This is a genomic window from Catenulispora sp. GAS73, assembly GCF_041262085.1.
Lineage (GTDB): Bacteria > Actinomycetota > Actinomycetes > Streptomycetales > Catenulisporaceae > Catenulispora.
In genome coordinates this window covers 61,307-77,502 of record NZ_JBGCCM010000033.1, presented here as the reverse complement: position 1 = coordinate 77,502, position 16,196 = coordinate 61,307, and the positions used below count along the sequence as shown (strand labels likewise).

Sequence of the window (16,196 nt, the reverse complement as noted above, 5' to 3'; positions counted from 1 at the left end):
GGTCCATCAGGGACATCCCGGCTCCGGCGGCTGTTCCCACCGGGAGCACGTCCGCCTACATTTCAGGGTGCTGACTCACCGTCACCGCCACACCACCGCACCACCACACCACCACACCACCACCCGAAGGAGAATCCGTTGAACGCCAAGAAGCCCGTCGTCACCGTCGCCCTCGCCGCCGCGGGCCTGGTGCTCACCGCCGGCACCGCGAGCGCGGCCACCCCGTCGTCGGCCCGCATCAGCGGCCACGACCAGCTGCGCGCCGGCATCCAGGCCGCGGTCCAGGCCCTCCCGGCGCACGAGGCCAACGCCGCCACCGGCGGTCCGGCCGGCATGCCGGTGCAGTGAGCATGAGCGCCCACATGCCGACCGACCATCAGCTCTCGCCGGCACCGACACCGGAAGCGGAACCGGCCGCCGTGCGCCGCACCGGGCACCAGACCTGGTGTCCCAGCGCCGGCCCGGAGCGACCGGAGAGCGTGGTCCTGGGCGTGCAGTCCCCCGAGTCCGGCCAGGTCGTCTACCTGGCCGAACCGATCCCGGCGGCGCAGGCCGCGGCGATGGTCCCGGAAGGCATCGACCCGCGCCGCATCCTGCGCTTCGCAGCCCACTGCGACCAGCGCTGCCCGAACAACTCCGCCGGCGACTGCACTCTGGTCAACCGCCTGCAGGCCGTCCCGGTCCGCCAGGTCCACGCGCACCAGATCCCCCGCTGCCACCTCCGCCAGGACTGCCAGTGGTGGACCCAGGTCGGCGTGGAGGCGTGCCGCCGCTGCCCGGCCCTGGTCACGGTCCGCACCGCCGGCGACGAGTTCGGCGACCTCGTCGCCGACCCGGCCACCACCCGCGCCGACCTCGCGGCCTGGATCACCGCGAACCCGGCCGCCGAGGCCCCGTCGGGGAGCTGAGAACGGCGCTGAGAACGGCAGAGACGGAGGCGGTTCCGGCCGCCTCCGTCCACGACCTTCGCCTCGCGTCGCTTCGGATCGAACTGCTCGAAAGGCTGCGCCAGCTTGAGCTTACGGAGCTGCGCGCCCCAAGCCGGCGTGAGGCCACGGCTCCGACGCGCGCACGCGAGATGGCCGCCGTGGCCTGATCAGCAGACCGTCCCGGCAGCCGGCGGCGTCCCGTTGATCAGGTCCGTGTCGATCGCGTCGTCGACACAGCTGTTCCCCCGCATGTAGGCCGTGTGACCGTGGCCTTGGAACGTCAACAGCACGCCGTGCTGGAAGGTCCGAGCGGCAGAGACGCCCCACTGGTACGGCGCGTCCGGATCGCCGGTCGTGGCCACCACGAGGATCGGCGGCGAGCCGGCCGCGGTCAGCGGCAGGGGCGCGGAGGTGGGCGGGGCCCAGGCCGTGCACGGCAGGCCGGACTGAGCCTGCAGCGCGCCGAGGTCTGGTCCCGCCGCCTCGGCCGCCGCCCGCATGGCCGCGTAGCCGTCCCGCGTCGTCGGCCACCACCAGTCGGCACACTCCAGCGCCTGGCCCTGATAGATCGTCGGGTAGTACGAGCCGTCGGGCAGTCGGCCGTTCTGTGCCAGCTCGTACAGCCCGGAACCGTCTCCGGCCGCCGCCTTGGCCAGCGCGTCATCGACCAGCGGCCAGGTCTGCTCGGGCTGTACCACCGCGATGGACAGCGCCGTGGACAGAGCGTTGGGCCCCACCGTCGCAGTGGTCCCGGGAACCGGGAGCGGACTGGTCCGCAGCCGGGCGAAAAGGCTGTCGATCAGCGCGCCGTTCCCCCTGACGCTCTCGTAGTAGCCGATTTCGGTCTCGGCGGCCCGGGACTGGTCGACCACCATCTGCTGTCCGCTCTGGTCCGGATTGAAGAAAGCGTCCAGCACGACGGACCGCAGGTGGGCCGGGAACAGCTCGGCATACCAGGCCGCGCCGAGGGTGCCGTAGGACTCACCGAAGTAGCTGATCTTCTTCTCCCCGAGGGCCGAGCGGAGCACGTCGGCGTCGAAGGCCCCGACCAGGCTCCCCAGCCGCCCCGGCAGGCCCGGCGCCGACGCCGTCCGACAGCCGTCGGCGTAAGCACGGCCCGCGGTCATCAGGGAACCGACATCCGCGGTGGTCGGATCGACGGCGAAGTAGGCGTCCAGCGCGGCACCCGGGCAGCGCAGCGCCGGGTCCGAGCCCGCCGTGCCGCGCGCGTCCCAGGTCACGACATCGAAGTCGGCCAGCAGCCGCGGGGACAACGCATACGTCAGACTGCCGCGAAGGTAGCCGACGCCGGAATTCGCCGCACCCCCCAGATTGGCGAACAGCGTGCCGACACGGTGGGCCGGATCAGTGGCGGGGAACTTGATGACCGGCAGGTGGAACACCTGGCCGGCCGGGTCAAGGTAGTCCCGCGGAACCGTCAGCGTGCTGCACTGGGCCGTGCCACACGCCTGCCAGGTGAGCGTCTGGCGGCCGAATCCCGCCAGCGGATCGGGCCGCGTCGACGCGGCGCCCGCGGTGGGCACCGCGGTGACGAAGAGTGCGGCGACCGCACCCAAAGCCCAGAGAACTCGGTTTCTGCGCATGAAATCCTCCCGTGGTCGCGATTGCGCGATACGGGGAAGACGAAGTCAGCATTCGAATACGTTGCGGCCGGACCGGCGATTACCGAGATCCAGCCGCGATGCCCGATCGCACTCAGCACACCGTCCCGTTGGTCGGCGGCGTCCCGTAGATCAGGCCGTTGTCGACGGCAGAGGTCACACAGGCGCTGGAACGGCCGTAAGCAGTGTGCCCTGAGGTGCCGAGAGACCCGTCCACGCTGGTCATCGACTTGCGGGAAGGTCGCTGACGAGTGATGACCGGTCCTTGTGTATCTCCGTTTCGTCTTCCTGCTCACCGCTCGGCTCCTCGCGGCAGCGCGCCCGTCCCGCCGCGACACGACGTGGAAGAGTGCGGAGATCCGCCTGACCACCACGGATGAACTTTTCGGCAAGGACACCCTCACCAGCCACGCCCACCACGCTCCACAACCCCCGGCCACCCACGGCGATAGCAGCGCCCCGCCGCGTTCCATCACGACCTGTCCACCGGCTATCTACCGCTTGCTATTGCTGGAACCGTCCTTCTCCAACACAACGTCCGATACACCTGTCCTGGTCAGAAAGTCGGCCAACCGGCCTGACCTCGGGTGAACCCGTGGCAATATGGCGCTGCTGGCGCGTTCGCAGGCGTCGAAGAACGTTGAGGTACTGGTGTTGCGCCAAGAGGTGGCGGTGCTTCGCCAGCCGAACCGGAAGCCGAGGCTCACCTGGAGCGACCGTGCAGTGCTCTGTTGCGTTGGCATCGGCGCTCTGGTCGCGAATAAGTGGCGCCAGCCGAGGCCGCCGGGCCGACCACCGATCAGCGACGAACTCGTTCAGCTGATCCTCACTATGGCACGCGAGAACCGCACCTGGGGCGCGGTCCGAATCCAAGGCGAGCTGCGCCGCCTCGGACACCGCGTGGCCGCAGCCACGATCCGGAAGGGGCCTGCGAGCCCACGCCCAGAGCCCGCTAGCCGCAGACTTCTTTCACGTCGACAGCGCGCTCACCCTTACCCGGCACTACGTCGCGTTCGTCACATCGAGCATCGCACGCGTCGGGTCCACCTGCTCGGCATCACCCGGCATCCGACCGCCGCCTGGGCCGCCCAACTCGCACGGGACTTCACCGCCGACGTCAAAGCCACCGGGCATCGCTTCACCCATCTCGTCCGAGACTGCGATGCCAAGTTCACCGCCATGTTCGATACGTTGTTCAGTGCCACTGGCATCGCAGCGATCACGACCGCACCGCAAGCCCCGACGATGAACGCCATCGCCGAACGGTTCGTCGGCACCATCCGCCGTGAATGCACCGACCGCATCCTCATCGCCTGTCAACGCCACCTGCGCGTTGTCTTGGACCAGTACATCGCGCACTACAACTCCGGCCGCAGCCACCAAGACCACGGAATGAGCCTGCCCTCTCCGGACGACGACCCAAATGTGATCCCATTCCCCGCGCCTATAGGCGCGGGTCAGGGTCTTGGGGCTGATCTTGGCGTAGAAGGCGGTGGACTGCGGGGATCGGTGGCCGAACCTGCCGCAAGCCCCCCGACTTCCAGCTGGGGCGTTCGGCCTAATTCCATCTTTTGTTGCAGTGTTCTTATATGCTGATTTTCGTGGTGCTTCTTACTCTTCCCTGCTCCTGCGAACGCGTCCGCCGCCGATCTGGCCGTGTGGCGCCGCCGCACCTGGGATCACGAGGGCACTCCCCGGGTTTTGGAGTTCAGCCACGCGGCTCGACCGCCGAGTGAGCGCTGACATGGGCACCTTTCAGTCCGCCGACCCGAACTACCCGATCGGCACGAACGTCTCGGTCGCGGCCACCATGTACTCAACCGCCGCCGGGATCATGTGCGGTTTCGCCTTCACCGCGATCGTGCTCCTGGTCGTGACCTGGCTGACTGACAGCTCGCGGGCGCAACGCGTCCTGGCCGCGACGGGTCGAGCGCTCATCGCATCGTTCTTCGGACTGCTGATCATGTGCGTGCTGTATGCCTCGTTGTCTGCTTCTGCGGTAAGCAGCGGACAGGCAATCAGCGACAACACCATCCTTACGGACGGATTCGGCAGTGTCGGTATCATCCTGGTCTATTCCGTCGTGCTCATGTTGGAGGCCGCCGACGAGGGCACCGATCCGCCCTCGGACCGGGGGCGGGACCTGGCGAAATTCGCCCGTGCGTTCGCCTGCGTGTTGAACCTGCTGATCGTCGGCATGGTCTACGAAGCCGTCGAGGACTACTTGTCTATCAGGTACGGCCAATCGCATCCGATCACCGGTATCAATGTGTTGGCCTGGAGCCTGCTGGGGACCCAACTCATCGTCGCCTGCCGCTCGGCATGGATTACCACCCGCCGCGAGCAGGCCGGCCGATGCTTCAAGAACCGGGACAAGACGACACGCCGCGTCGTCCACATCGGCCTTGGCCTTACAGTTGCCTCCGCAGTGAGTTACATGGCCGCAGACAGCACCCTTTCCACTGCCAGTACCATCGCCCCGGCCGTGGTGGTGCTCGTACTCGTCGCCGCCTTCGGCTTCGCCTGCGGAACGACACTCCACCTGGCCCTCACGCGGATGGGGACGTCCGTCGATACCATGCCACCCGACGCGCCTTCCGGCGCAGGGACGCAGCCGCCTGCAGCGGTGCACATAGCCGACGGAGACTTCCAAGACTTGGTGGCAAGCGTGGGGACCGGCAATGGGCTCGCTCCGAAGACAGGCGCCAACCAGCGCGAAATAGAGATCGCGCACCTGACGGCGGTGCTTGCCGCAGCCGTCGCCGGACTCGCCATAGGTCGCCTCCGGACCTGGGCACGGTCGCGCGCACAAGCGGTGAGTCGGTCCGGTCGGCCCTAACCGCGCGAACCCGCCGGGCCTGACTCGACATTGCGGGCCCAGGGGCAGGCAAGACTGTGCCGTGGACGTGCTTTTAATGGGCCCGGCGGCTTTGGCGCTGGGGCATTCAGACAGTTCCCATACCTGACTGTGCCGTTATGCGTCAGCTCGGACTTCCGGGTCCGCACGCTACGCCGGCACCTGGACGGCACCGTCGCCGCAGCGCTGGAGGCGGCCGCGCGGAGGAAGACGTGAAGCGGCAGATCGGATACGCCTGGCGGCTTCGCGAGGTGATGGCCGACAAGAGCATGTTCACCGCGACCGAGTTTGTGCCGCTGCTGCGCGAGCGCGGCATTGACCTGTCCGCCTCCGAGGTCCACCGCCTGGTCTCCGGCACCCCCGAAGCGGCTGTCGCTGCAGGTGTTGTCTGCGCTCTGCGACATGCTCGGCTGCGCTCCGGCCGATCTGATCGCCACCAGCGCGCAGAACGCGGGCGTCCGCAAGACCGCCTCCGGCGACGTCCCCGCCCCCGGCGCCGTGGTGGCCAAGCTGCGGCCGCGTCCGGCCGGATCCTGGACGAGCCGTGATCACGGACGAGCAGATCGAGCGGTGGCACAAGCGCACCTGCGCCCGCCACGGCTGGTCGCCGAGGTCTGTCCGGACGGCCCGGCCTGCCGCACCTGCGCCGACCGCGCGGTGCGGACCCGCGGCGTCTGCCTCGGTTGCGGAACCGACCGGGCGCTTCCCGGTCGGCGTCCCAGACGGTTGTGTCCCCGCTGCACGCTGGCCGATCGGCTCGACGAGCGCTTGGACGACGGGACCGGCCGCATCCGTCCCGCGCTCGCGCCGCTGACCGGGCTCCTGCTCAGCGCGGAGAAGCCGCTATCGATCCTGACCTGGCTTCATACGCGTAAGCCGCAGCAGGTCGGCCCGGCCTACCTGCTGCGGCGTCTGGGCCGCGGCGAGATCGAGCTGACCCACGCGGCGTTCAACACCCTCCACCCTTGGCGGGGCGCCGCCCACCTGCAAGAACTCCTCACCTCCTGCGGGATCCTGCCCGCCGCCGACAAGCAGATCTGCTTGCTGGAGCGGTGACTCACTGCGCACCTGGCCACGATCGCGAGCCCCGAACACGCCCAGCTCGTCCGCCGCTTCGCCACCTGGCGAGTGCTTCCCCGGCTCCGGCCGCGCCGAGCGCGGTCGCCCCCGCCAGCCGCGACTTCGCTAAGGACCAGGTCAAACACGCCACCAGCTTCCTCGCGTGGCTGGCCGACCGCAGCCTGGCCCTGGAGGACTGCCGCCGGGCCGAGGTCGACCTCTGGTACGCCGGGCACCACGCGCCCGCCCGCAACGCTCTCCGCAGCTTCCTGAACTGGAGCATCACCAACAAGCTGATGCCGGGAGCCGAGCTGCCGCCACTGGCCCAGGCCGACCAGACTGCCCCTCTACCCGAACCCGAACGGCTCGCCCAGATCGGACGGCTCCTCACCGACGACGAGATCCCCCTGCGCAGCCGCGCCGCCGGGCTCATCTTCCTGCTCTACGCCCAGCCCATGAGCAGCGTCGTCCGCCTCGGCCCGGGCGATGTCCTGCACGAGGACGGCCAGGTCCTGCTTCACCTGGGCACACCGCCGACCCCGGTCGCCGGCCGGGCCGCCGCCATCCGCCAGCACGTCCTAGAGACACCGGCCCCTATCGTCGCCGACCCCCCTCGCCTACCACTACGTCGCCACCGCCAGGGTTGCCGCAGAGAGCGGAGGCGACTGGAGCCGCTACGCCGCTCGGGACCACACACGGTCTCCGGCAGGCTGGACCCCGCGCTCGACCCGCACCAGCTGACCTGCGTCTATTCGGGAATCGTCAGACCAAGCTCCCGCAGCCGCGGCAGGCAGATCTCCAGGCAGCGCTCCACGGTGACGGCATCAGTTCTTACGAGGACGTCTTCGTGGAAGGGCTTGCCGTTCGCAACGAACGTCCACGGCTTGCTGCCATCGCGCATCCGCTCGGCATCAGCCTTGAGGAGAACCGTGACGCCCTGCTCGGCCAACGCAGCCATGATGGCCACGATCTCCATTGGCGCCTCCAGATCGATCAACGATGCTGCAGAGGCTACAACGCAGGCCATGGGAGACGGAGCCGCCGGCCGTCAACGGACCCGGAGCGTCAACGAACTCGCGGCAGTTGAATACGCGAGCTCACCAGTCGGCGACCCCAGCTACGGCGAGATACCCGCAGCCGTCGATGAGGTCAACGCCTTGCGGACGTGACGGCTGGCGGTCGATCGTGCAGGACGGACACATGGCCATCCTGACCAAGGCGCCGACAGGCTTCGTACCTGCCGTCAATTCGGCGATGCTTACGCGTCTAGGCCTGGTCAAGTACGCGTGTCAACCAGATCGAATCGCCGCGCTCGGCATCCTTGTCGACGCGACCGCTCCGGTTGAACTCAAGCTTCTGGAGCACACGGAACGACGCCGCATTCCACTCCCGCACGGTCGCCCACAGCCGCCGCCGTCCCGTCCGAGCCGCGGCTTCGACGACCGCACACGCGGCCTCGGTGGCATACCCGTGACCGTGAGCTCTCCGAGCGAGCTCGAACGCGATCTCGGGTTCGTCGAAAGACGCCCCGTTGACGGTCAATCCGCAGTATCCGATGAACTCCCCCGTATCCCGCAGCTCGATCGGCAGCAAACCCAGCCCGGGCTCCGCTCCCAGGGGATTGCGGGTGATCCATTCACGGAGATCGTCGACTGTCGGGCGCCCCTCCGCGTCGATTCGCCGCAACGCACGCTGGTCCCGCTCAACCCACAACCCGCGGTACTCCTCAGCATCCGACGGCAGCCATCGCCGCAATCGCAGCCGCTCCGTCATCAACTCTGCTTGCAGCTCCTCGTACGTCGCCTCCACCTGGCAAACCTACCCGAGCGCTACACACACCCTGGCACCGTTACACACGGCGGGATGAACAAGTGGCGACTGGATCACGCTCTGCAGCGGTCCCTGGCGTCAGCCCTCGAACTCCGCAACTTCCAACTCCCGTGCCTGCCAGTTGCCGCGCGGTACCGCGGCAACCAGGATCGTTGGGAACTCCGTTGATGTCCTTCAGGCTCGCGCGGACGTGCCCGGTATCTCCGTATTCCGCGCGAGGCTTACCGGTCACCCGGCGATGATTGCCGTGTACAAGGCGCCGACTGTAGTAAGCACCGCCACCACGTCCGCTGTGGCCAGGTCTCCCCACAAGACCAGCACCACCACAGCCGCCAAGATGGCCAAGAGCACAAAGCTGTTCCACAGCCCCAGCCGTGGCCAGCCAGCAGGTGGTGGCGGCGAACCCGGGCCGCCCAGCTTGCCAGCCTTGCCAGGTGGGGTGTCTCCTGACACCAAGTTGGGGCTCCAACTCGACCCGCGTTCCACGATTCGACAAACATGTCCTGACCCAGGACGCTGACCAGCGCATACGCGATGAGATATCTGCAGTCAGATGAAGCGAAAACCGATCATCAAATGTGTCGTGTCTGATCGTGCAGTACCACCGCATGGTGCACAGCTGGAGTGTCTGCGGTCGTGATCGTCTGTCGCCGGTCGACTTCGAGTGTCGTCAGGACGAGCGGGGCCCGCAGCAGGTTGGTGGCGCGAGCGGAGTCGGTGCGCAGCTTGGTAAGGACATGCCAGTTCTTCAAGTGTGCAATGCCGGGCGCGACCTGTGGCGTGGGCCTGCGGATCCGGTCTCGTTCGGGTGACGCCAAGCCGATCTGACGCGGCATCGCTGCGACCGAGTCATTCTCGATCGCAGTGTGGAGTCCAGCTGGCGACCGAGAGTGGTCTCCTGCTGCGCAACGGGGGGTACCGACGGAATGGTGCTGAGCTGGGCTGGCGGGCCAAGACCAGGGTCTGTCTCCCGAGCTATCGGTGATCGTTTCCCAGAGTCTCGGGCCGGGTCGGCCCGAGACTCCCTCCGCAACATGCGGCGTCAGAACTGGGCGTTGCCATGGAGCAGCGTGACGATGGATGCTGCGAGTGCTGGCGCGATGATGTTGCTGCCGCCGAAGATGTCGGCCCTGGTGTTGCTGCGACGCCCGGCGAGGATGGCCTGCGATTCGGCGGGGATGGTGCCGGTGATGCCGTCGACCAGAACGATCGGGCCGTTGGACTCGGCCATGTACGCCCCGCCGGTCAGGGCGTCAGGGTAGCCGGGGTTGGTTCCCGAGGCGATGCCATTACCGATCCCGACCTGCGTATTCGCGAACGCCCCAGTGAACTCGCGCGCGACGCGAGCTGCAGTGTCGAACCTGTTCAGACCCGAGAAGGACTTCGCGGCATTCGGCCAGGCGCGGCCTGCTTGGGCGCCGACGGTGGCCACGGTCTTGCCGTTCAGGAAGGCCGCGGTGGCCGGGTCGAGGTGGGCGCCGTCGGAGAGCACGATCGCGGCGGGGGAGCCTGGTGCGTCGGCGAACGGCCCGGCGGCGTACGGGCCCGCGGCCAGGGCGTCGGCGAACCCGTCGCCGGTGGCCACGACCACGTGCTGCGGCGATCCCATGCCGTCGCGGGCGACCTTCAGCGCGGTGTCCGCGCGGTCCGCTCCTTTGTACTGCGTGACTGCATAGCCAAGTGACTTGAGCTGGTTGACAATCGCCGGATTCATCGCCCCGTCGCCGCCGAGGATGTGGACGGCGCCGTGGGCGGGCAGCACCCGCCGGATCTCGGCCAGCACTCGCGGGTCGAGCCAGGTGGCCGAGCCGTCGGTCAGCAGCAGCGGTCCGCCCTTCTTCGCCGCCAGCGGTCCGCCGGACAGCGCGTCGGGATAGTTGAGGCTGGTGGCCAGCACCACGGCCTTCGCCGAGCCGCCGGCCGTCCAGCGCTGCTGCGAGATCGCGATTCCGGTCCCGATCCGGTCGCTGCCTGCGTCGCGGTAGACCTTCGGCGCGGCGGCGGCCGGCGTGGGTGGCGACGGCGGCACCGGGGTCGGGGTCGGGATCGGAGTCGGAGTCGGAGTCGGCGGCGGAGTCGGAGTCGGCGTGGGGCCCGCCGCAGGCAGCGTCACCGACGTGGGGTTGGGCTGGACCTGCCCCAGGCGGTAGCCGTCGGCGTTGTAGTACACGACCATGAGCGGGTAGGTGCCTGCCGCTGTGTACGTGTGTAGGACATCCAGTTCCGGCGTCCCGGCGGCGACTTCGCAGCCGAGCGGCGCGCTACCGTCCCCGAAGTTGATGATGTACCTGCCCGGTGCCAGCGTCTGGCCGCCCAGCGGGCTGACACTGACCATCGCGGCCATTCCCCCGGCGACGGCGGTGGCCGTGAAGTGCGGGGCGCTGGTAACGACGGTTCCGGCGATCTGCCGGCTGGTCGAGATGGTCCGGCCGCCGGGATACGTGGCCGTGGCGACCATCTCGAACTCGCCGACCGGGCTGTAGGTGTGCGCAGCGGTCGCCGAGGTCTGCGGCCCGACGACCGTTCCGTCACCGAAGTCGAAGGTGTAGCTGACAGCCTGGTCCCAGAGGTCGCCGATCGGCATCGCCTGTGCCGTGACGGTCCCGTGGCCGTCCGACGTGACGCCGCTGTCAGTGGCGAGGTCGAGATAGCCGGTGCCCACGTTCTCGATCGCACCGCGGTCCAGGTACGAAACCGCGCCGGCACCGGTGTCGGTAGCCTTCGGGTCGTCGGTCGCCGGATGTCCGTAGTAGTCGGCGGCCTGGACGCCCGCCGCGGCCGCGTTCGCGGAATCGACGGCGCTGCCAGCTGGCACCCGCCGGTCGAAGGACGTGGCGCCGTCGTCCGAGACGAGGTCGTGGCCGCCCTGGTGGGTGTCGCCGGTGAAGGCGGAGACCGCGGTGTACCTCGTGCCGTTCCACGTGTAGAGGAATCCGTAGGCTCCGGCCGTGGTGTAGACGTCGTTGTAGTCGGCCACCGTGCCGCTGGTCGACGAGGTCACCTCAAGCTGGCCCCTGGAGTCTTCGCCCGTCGAGGAGCAGGCACCGTTGTCGCCGTTGCCTGAGATGACGTTGTTCTGCACGCTGGTCCCGACGGAGGTGCCGGTGACCGCCACGCCGACGCAGGCGGAATGGTCCAACGTGTTGTTCGTGACAGCGGTGCCGACGCTGTCGACGACCCGGACGCCCACCCCGCCGACCGACCAGGCGATGTCATCGGCGACGACCACCGAGGACGAGCCGCCGTCGACGACGATTCCATCAGCTCCCTGCGCCACCTGGTTGTCGACCACCGACGAGTCACTGACATGCGACAAGTGGATCGCTGCGCCAGGGGCGTTATAGCCGCTGGTGACGTTGTGCGAGATGGTGATCCGTGTGGAGTCGCTCACCGCGATCCCGTTGGAGGCGCCAAGGATCGGGAAACCGTCGATCACGACGTCATGCTGTCCACGCACCGTGAAGCCGGTCGTCAGCGGCCAGAACTCGATGTCGGGATTCACAGCCTTGATGGTGGTCGGCGCCCCCTGGGTGCCGGACACGGCGACGTTGATGTCCTCCCAGTATTCGCCGCCTCGCACCAGCACGGTCCCGCCCGGACCCACCTTGTTCACCGCTGCGGTGATAGTGCAGAACGGCGCGGACGCGGTCCCGGTGGCATCCGCCGACGCGTCGCAGTGCGCCTGCGGGCGGTTGTCAACGAACAGCGTCACTGCGTCGGCGGCGTGGCCGACCCCCGGAGCAGCCGTCAGGAGCACAGGCAATGTAGACAATGCAACCGTCGTCACACGCCGAGCACGCATAGAGGACCCCCCGAGCGATGGCATCGAAGCCGCGAGATGATGTCTGCAGCGTAGACCGCCACTGTGTCACCAGGTACATAAACGCTGATCATGGCCGCAGATCTGGCCTGCAATCCTGAGTCGGGGCGCTGTGACACGATCCTTGTCGTGATTGCGCGTGCGGAGGACGTCGACTGGTCTGGGGTGTTCCACGCCGAAGGGCCTGCCTCCGATACGCCACGGCATCTGCATGCGCTTCTTGGCTGCACTGACAGCGCGAGCAGTGACAACGATGCTCGGGTCTTCGTGGACGGCTACTCGCATTTGTGGTCCACGACGCTGCGCCGCGACCGTAGGGCCTGGCCGGCAACCGCGCCGACGGCGCTGCTGGTTACCGAGCTTTTGGACGATCCGCGGCTGGGGCCGGACGACCCCTCCGGCGGTCGAGCCCTGGCCTTCCCGATCGCATCGCCTCGACGCTGAGCTCCGAGTACGAACGAACGGTGGCCGACGGGGAGGTGGCCTCGTTCAGCGTCGAGGCCGAGTCAGAACGCGGGTTCACCATCGACGTGCGCGGGCACGGCCTGCCGTCGATCGCGGGAGAGCTGCCCGACCTCGACGCTGTCTTCTCCCGTGTTTGTTCGCGCTGGCCGACGCAGTTCCTCTCCTTCGCCTCGGCGCTGAGCTCGCGTGTCTGGGCCCAGGCATGGGCCGGCGAGCACGTCGTTGTCGGCGAGTACGTCGTTGTCGGCGAGTACGTCGACGGCATGGCGCTGGGCGAAGGGACCGCCGACGTCGACCAGTCGAGAGACGGATATCGGGTCACCTTCGAGATGGACGATGCATGGCGGCCGCTTGGCACTGTGGGCGGCTTCTGAACCGCGAGAAGGAGACAGCGCGGCCGGCGGTCACCGTCCAGGGTGTTCAGTGTTTCATGGGGTGTTTCAAAGGGCTGGTCGAGCGAATAGAAGCTCTTCGAGCTGTACACGACGACGGACGACCGGTGGGAGTGCGTGGCCGCGCACCACTTTCCGCACGCCGCGTCCGCGATGGCCTCGCCGCACAACTTCCGCCGCCCAGTCCGGCTGATCCACGGGCTCTACGTGTACGGCGACCATCGCAGGACCGCCGGGATAGGCGGGGCACGGGAGTCGGGACGGCGGGTCGCGCACTCGGTGCGGGCCGACCTCGGGTTTTCCTTTCGGACCGAGGAGCCGGTCATCGCCTGAGCCGGGCCGAGCTGGACTTAGCCGGGCACGGCGTTCGACCGTGGGGCTCACAGGCTCGCGGCCCTCACCGCCGCAGGAGCGCCGAACCCGGCGCGGGGTTCGCCAGGAGCAACCCCGCGCCCAGCGCCGTGACCGTGTGCACGACCTCGCGACCGTCCCGGGCGCTGGCCAGCAGCCCGGCCTCGCGCAGCGCGGTCGCCTGCACCGACGCCGTCGGCGCGCTGACCGCCAGCCGGGCGGCCAGCTCGCCGGTGGTGCAGCCGGGGCCGACTGCCCGCAGCGCGGCGGCCCGGCCCCGGCCGATCAGCACGGCCAGCGGATCGCCGGCCCGCCTCGCGGCCGGGGGCTCGGCTTCCCGCAGTGTCGGATACGCCAGGAACGGCTGCTGCCACGGACCGATCGAGAACGCCCAGCTGTCGTCCAGGAAACCGTTGGCGGACAGCAGGAAGCCCCGGCCGTCCATCGCCACCTCGGCGCGCCCGGGGTGCCGGCAGCCGCCGGACACCGTCAGCGCGCTGTGGTCCACCTGCCCCGGCGCCAGCGAGTCCAGCATCGCCTCGACTCCGCGCTCGGCCAGCACCCCGGCCCGGTAGGCGAGGTCGGCCCGCAACCGGCGCTCGATGTCGGGCCAGTCGTCGGCGAGACAAGAGCGGTAGAGCGCGTACACGCCGTCCGCCAGCCGGTCCACCTCCCGGCCGCCGTCCCGCAGCGCCCGCACCACGCGCGGCGGGTCGGGCAGGTCATCGTAGGAGCTGAGCTCCCGTTCCACGCGCGCCCGGCCCGCCGCGCGGATCAGGTCGAGCTCGTCGGCGATCGACGGCGCGGGCCGCCGGGGGTCCAGCGCGATCGGCGGCGTCAGGAAATCCGGGGTGAACATCGGCTTGGCCTGGAGCAGCTCCACGACCGGGGCCGCCGCGGCCGGCGCGTCCCGGCGGACCCGCCGCCACCAGCGGCGCGCGACCGGGTAGGGGCTGTCCGGCACGGCGCCGAGCAGCAGATGCGCGACCGGCGAGATCGAGAACCGGATGTTCGCCAGATCGCGGGGCTGAAGCCGGATGACCACCTGCACCGCCGACGACCTCCTTCGGAGCTTTTAGCGGCAGAGGCTAAGCGTTCGAGCGGGCCGTGGGGCGACGTCCACACTGGCGCCGCCCACCCGATGGCATCTGGATCGCTCGGAGGAACCATGCACAAAAGGAAGACGATCGGAGCGGCCGCGCTGGTTGCGGTCGCGACCGCCGCGATCGGCGTCGTCCCGGCGGCTTCGGCCACCGCGCGCCGCGCGGCCGACCCGTTCGCCGGCTTCGACGGCCAGACACTGACGTGGCAGGCGTGCGGGGCGTTCCAATGCGCCACGCTGACCGTGCCGCAGAACTATTCCGATCCGACCGGCCCGGTGATACACCTGCCGGTCATCAAGTCCCCTGCCACCAACCCGGCGCACCGCGTCGGAACGCTGTTCGTCGACCCGGGCGGCCCGGCGGCTTCCGGAGTCGGATTCGTGCAGCAGCAGCCGTCACCGTTCTCACCCGCGTTGCGGGCCCGCTTCGACATCGTGTCGTGGGACCGGCGGGGTTCCGCGGCGTCGAACCCGACGCTGCACTGCCTCGACGACTCGGCCCTGGACACCTACAACCACCTTGATCCGGCGTCGTCGGACGTGGGCGCGCTGATGCGGGCAGGGGCTTCGTATGCCACCGCGTGTCGCAGCGCGTCAGCGGCCGGCCTGACGTCGGACGGCGGAACGCTGCAGACGGCGTTCGACACCGACGTGCTCCGCTCGGCGATCGGCGAGCAGAGGATCAGCTACCTCGGGTTTTCCTACGGCACATTCCAAGGTGCCTGGTATGCCGAGCTGTTCCCCACCCACGTCCGATCCATCGTGCTCGACGGCATGTTCGATCCCTCGCTCAGCGGCGAGCAGATCCTGGTCGGTGAGGCTGCCGGGTTCGAAGGCGAGCTCAAGTACTACGAATCCGCGTGTACCGCGAGCAACGGCGTACCCTGCCCGGCCCCGGATCCGGCGGGGATGAGCGCCCTGATCGACGGCCTCACCGCCCGGGTCCGGACCAGCCCGCTGCCGGTGCCGGGCAGCACCCGCACGGTCGGCCCCGGGGAACTGGCCTCGGCGTTCACGTTCCTGGGGCTCGCCCCCGAGGTCACCTGGGGACTGGCGAACGCCGCGCTGGCGCAGGCGGCCACCGGCGACGGCACCGGGCTGCTGGCGATGGCGGACGCGTGGACCGGGCGCAACCCCGACGGGACGAACGACGGCACCGCGGTCGACGGCACCGCGCTGTGGTGCTCCGACCGCCCCTGGCCGACGAGCGCGCCGGGGTGGTCGGCGTTGCGTTCGGCGGCCGAAGCGGCGGGCCCGCACCTCGGCGCGGGCCGCGCCGAGCAGGCCCTGCCCTGCACCGCCTGGAACCTGCCGACACTGCTGCCCGCCGCGCTGACCGCGCCCGCCGCGCCGCCGATCGTGGTGGTATCGACGACCGGCGACCCGGCGACGCCGTACCAGTGGGGTGTCCACGCCGCGCGAACCTTCGCGCACGGCGTGCTGCTCACCTTCCGGGGACACGGTCACACCGCCTACGGGCGCTCCAACGCCTGTGTGACGGATGCTGTCGACAAGGACCTGATCAACGGGACGCCGCCGGTGAGCGGAACGCTCTGCTGATCACGCTCACGCCACGGGGACCACCACAGACAGACTCACCGCCGGGACCCCCACCCTGGGTCAGTGCACGTCAAGAACCGCCACCAGAAAGAATCCGAGAAGCGACAGACTACGCAGAATACTCGCCGCAGCTCTGTACCGCGTCTTTCTCAGGCGCGGCTAGATCATGCATAACGGCGATGGTCATCGCGGCGAAATGACATAACCAT

16 protein-coding genes and 1 pseudogene are annotated in these 16,196 nt (G+C 69.1%); 9 read left to right on the top strand and 8 right to left on the bottom strand.

Annotated elements, in window-relative coordinates; translation table 11 throughout:
* The first annotated feature begins 138 nt into the window (after window positions 1-138).
* Together ABH935_RS38305 and ABH935_RS38300 are read left to right on the top strand one after the other, a co-directional pair.
* A complete protein-coding gene (locus tag ABH935_RS38305; RefSeq protein WP_370382871.1) occupies window positions 139-348 on the top strand; it encodes a hypothetical protein in 210 nt (69 codons plus the stop codon).
* A 14-nt stretch (window positions 349-362) separates the two neighbouring features.
* Window positions 363-908, top strand: coding sequence for a hypothetical protein (locus ABH935_RS38300; RefSeq protein ID WP_370382870.1), 546 nt, complete (start codon window positions 363-365; stop codon window positions 906-908).
* Between the two features lie 188 nt (window positions 909-1,096).
* Here ABH935_RS38300 and ABH935_RS38295 read toward each other — a convergent pair whose 3' ends face one another.
* The 3 genes from ABH935_RS38295 to ABH935_RS38285 form a co-directional block, all read right to left on the bottom strand.
* A complete protein-coding gene (locus ABH935_RS38295; protein WP_370382869.1) occupies window positions 1,097-2,533 on the bottom strand; it encodes an alpha/beta hydrolase in 1,437 nt (478 codons plus the stop codon).
* Between the two features lie 112 nt (window positions 2,534-2,645).
* Window positions 2,646-2,768: an alpha/beta hydrolase gene (locus ABH935_RS38290; RefSeq protein WP_370382868.1), complete on the bottom strand. Its 123-nt coding sequence runs from the start codon at window positions 2,766-2,768 to the stop codon at window positions 2,646-2,648.
* Window positions 2,769-3,553: 785 nt separating this feature from the next.
* Window positions 3,554-3,910, bottom strand: coding sequence for a hypothetical protein (locus ABH935_RS38285; protein ID WP_370382910.1), 357 nt, complete (start codon window positions 3,908-3,910; stop codon window positions 3,554-3,556).
* Here ABH935_RS38285 and ABH935_RS38280 point away from each other — a divergent pair.
* The 3 genes and pseudogenes from ABH935_RS38280 to ABH935_RS38270 form a co-directional block, all read left to right on the top strand.
* On the top strand, window positions 3,797-4,147 hold the full coding sequence (locus ABH935_RS38280) for an integrase core domain-containing protein (protein WP_370382908.1): 351 nt from the start codon (window positions 3,797-3,799) through the stop codon (window positions 4,145-4,147). The genes ABH935_RS38285 and ABH935_RS38280 overlap by 114 nt on opposite strands.
* A 148-nt stretch (window positions 4,148-4,295) precedes the next feature.
* Window positions 4,296-5,390, top strand: coding sequence for a hypothetical protein (locus ABH935_RS38275; protein WP_370382867.1), 1,095 nt, complete (start codon window positions 4,296-4,298; stop codon window positions 5,388-5,390).
* A 230-nt stretch (window positions 5,391-5,620) separates the two neighbouring features.
* Window positions 5,621-5,936: pseudogene (locus ABH935_RS38270) on the top strand (helix-turn-helix domain-containing protein); the annotation flags it as partial.
* An 878-nt stretch (window positions 5,937-6,814) separates the two neighbouring features.
* Here ABH935_RS38270 and ABH935_RS38265 read toward each other — a convergent pair.
* The 4 genes from ABH935_RS38265 to ABH935_RS38250 all read right to left on the bottom strand — a co-directional run bounded on the left by ABH935_RS38265 (window position 6,815) and on the right by ABH935_RS38250 (window position 12,054).
* The gene (locus ABH935_RS38265) at window positions 6,815-6,988 is read right to left on the bottom strand and encodes a hypothetical protein (protein ID WP_370382866.1); all 174 of its coding nucleotides are present in this window, start codon (window positions 6,986-6,988) and stop codon (window positions 6,815-6,817) included.
* A gap of 227 nt (window positions 6,989-7,215) precedes the next feature.
* Window positions 7,216-7,443, bottom strand: a complete 228-nt coding sequence (locus ABH935_RS38260; protein ID WP_370382865.1) for a hypothetical protein — start codon at window positions 7,441-7,443, stop codon at window positions 7,216-7,218.
* 290 nt (window positions 7,444-7,733) lie between these two features.
* Window positions 7,734-8,240: a GNAT family N-acetyltransferase gene (locus tag ABH935_RS38255; RefSeq protein WP_370382907.1), complete on the bottom strand. Its 507-nt coding sequence runs from the start codon at window positions 8,238-8,240 to the stop codon at window positions 7,734-7,736.
* A 1,099-nt stretch (window positions 8,241-9,339) separates the two neighbouring features.
* Entirely contained in the window at window positions 9,340-12,054 is a 2,715-nt protein-coding gene (locus ABH935_RS38250) for a cell wall-binding repeat-containing protein (RefSeq protein ID WP_370382906.1), read from the bottom strand.
* Window positions 12,055-12,189: 135 nt separating this feature from the next.
* Between ABH935_RS38250 and ABH935_RS38245 the strand changes: the two genes are divergently transcribed.
* The 3 genes from ABH935_RS38245 (at window position 12,190) to ABH935_RS38235 (ending at window position 13,307) form a co-directional block, all read left to right on the top strand.
* A complete protein-coding gene (locus tag ABH935_RS38245; RefSeq protein ID WP_370382864.1) occupies window positions 12,190-12,561 on the top strand; it encodes a hypothetical protein in 372 nt (123 codons plus the stop codon).
* A gap of 20 nt (window positions 12,562-12,581) precedes the next feature.
* Window positions 12,582-12,956 carry a hypothetical protein gene (locus tag ABH935_RS38240; RefSeq protein ID WP_370382863.1) on the top strand — a complete coding sequence of 125 codons (375 nt, stop codon included), beginning with the start codon at window positions 12,582-12,584 and terminating at the stop codon, window positions 12,954-12,956.
* 135 nt (window positions 12,957-13,091) lie between these two features.
* Entirely contained in the window at window positions 13,092-13,307 is a 216-nt protein-coding gene (locus ABH935_RS38235) for a hypothetical protein (protein WP_370382862.1), read from the top strand.
* Window positions 13,308-13,371: 64 nt separating this feature from the next.
* On the opposite strand, the gene ABH935_RS38230 is transcribed toward ABH935_RS38235, so the two are convergent.
* Window positions 13,372-14,376 carry an ArsR/SmtB family transcription factor gene (locus ABH935_RS38230; protein ID WP_370382861.1) on the bottom strand — a complete coding sequence of 335 codons (1,005 nt, stop codon included), beginning with the start codon at window positions 14,374-14,376 and terminating at the stop codon, window positions 13,372-13,374.
* Between the two features lie 117 nt (window positions 14,377-14,493).
* On the opposite strand from ABH935_RS38230, the gene ABH935_RS38225 reads away from it, so the two are divergent.
* Window positions 14,494-15,987 carry an alpha/beta hydrolase gene (locus ABH935_RS38225; protein WP_370382860.1) on the top strand — a complete coding sequence of 498 codons (1,494 nt, stop codon included), beginning with the start codon at window positions 14,494-14,496 and terminating at the stop codon, window positions 15,985-15,987.
* Window positions 15,988-16,196 lie beyond the last annotated feature (209 nt).

Excerpts from the sequence above, each read along its gene's own strand:
- ABH935_RS38295 (WP_370382869.1), bottom strand. The coding sequence starts at position 2,533 with ATGCGCAGAAACCGAGTTCTCTGGGCTTTGGGTGCGGTCGCCGCACTC.
- ABH935_RS38260 (WP_370382865.1), bottom strand. The coding sequence starts at position 7,443 with ATGGAGATCGTGGCCATCATGGCTGCGTTGGCCGAGCAGGGCGTCACG.
- ABH935_RS38280 (WP_370382908.1), top strand. The coding sequence starts at position 3,797 with ATGAACGCCATCGCCGAACGGTTCGTCGGCACCATCCGCCGTGAATGC.
- ABH935_RS38225 (WP_370382860.1), top strand. The coding sequence starts at position 14,494 with ATGCACAAAAGGAAGACGATCGGAGCGGCCGCGCTGGTTGCGGTCGCG.
- ABH935_RS38255 (WP_370382907.1), bottom strand. The coding sequence starts at position 8,240 with ATGACGGAGCGGCTGCGATTGCGGCGATGGCTGCCGTCGGATGCTGAG.
- ABH935_RS38245 (WP_370382864.1), top strand. The coding sequence starts at position 12,190 with ATGGCCGCAGATCTGGCCTGCAATCCTGAGTCGGGGCGCTGTGACACG.
- ABH935_RS38300 (WP_370382870.1), top strand. The coding sequence starts at position 363 with ATGCCGACCGACCATCAGCTCTCGCCGGCACCGACACCGGAAGCGGAA.
- ABH935_RS38275 (WP_370382867.1), top strand. The coding sequence starts at position 4,296 with ATGGGCACCTTTCAGTCCGCCGACCCGAACTACCCGATCGGCACGAAC.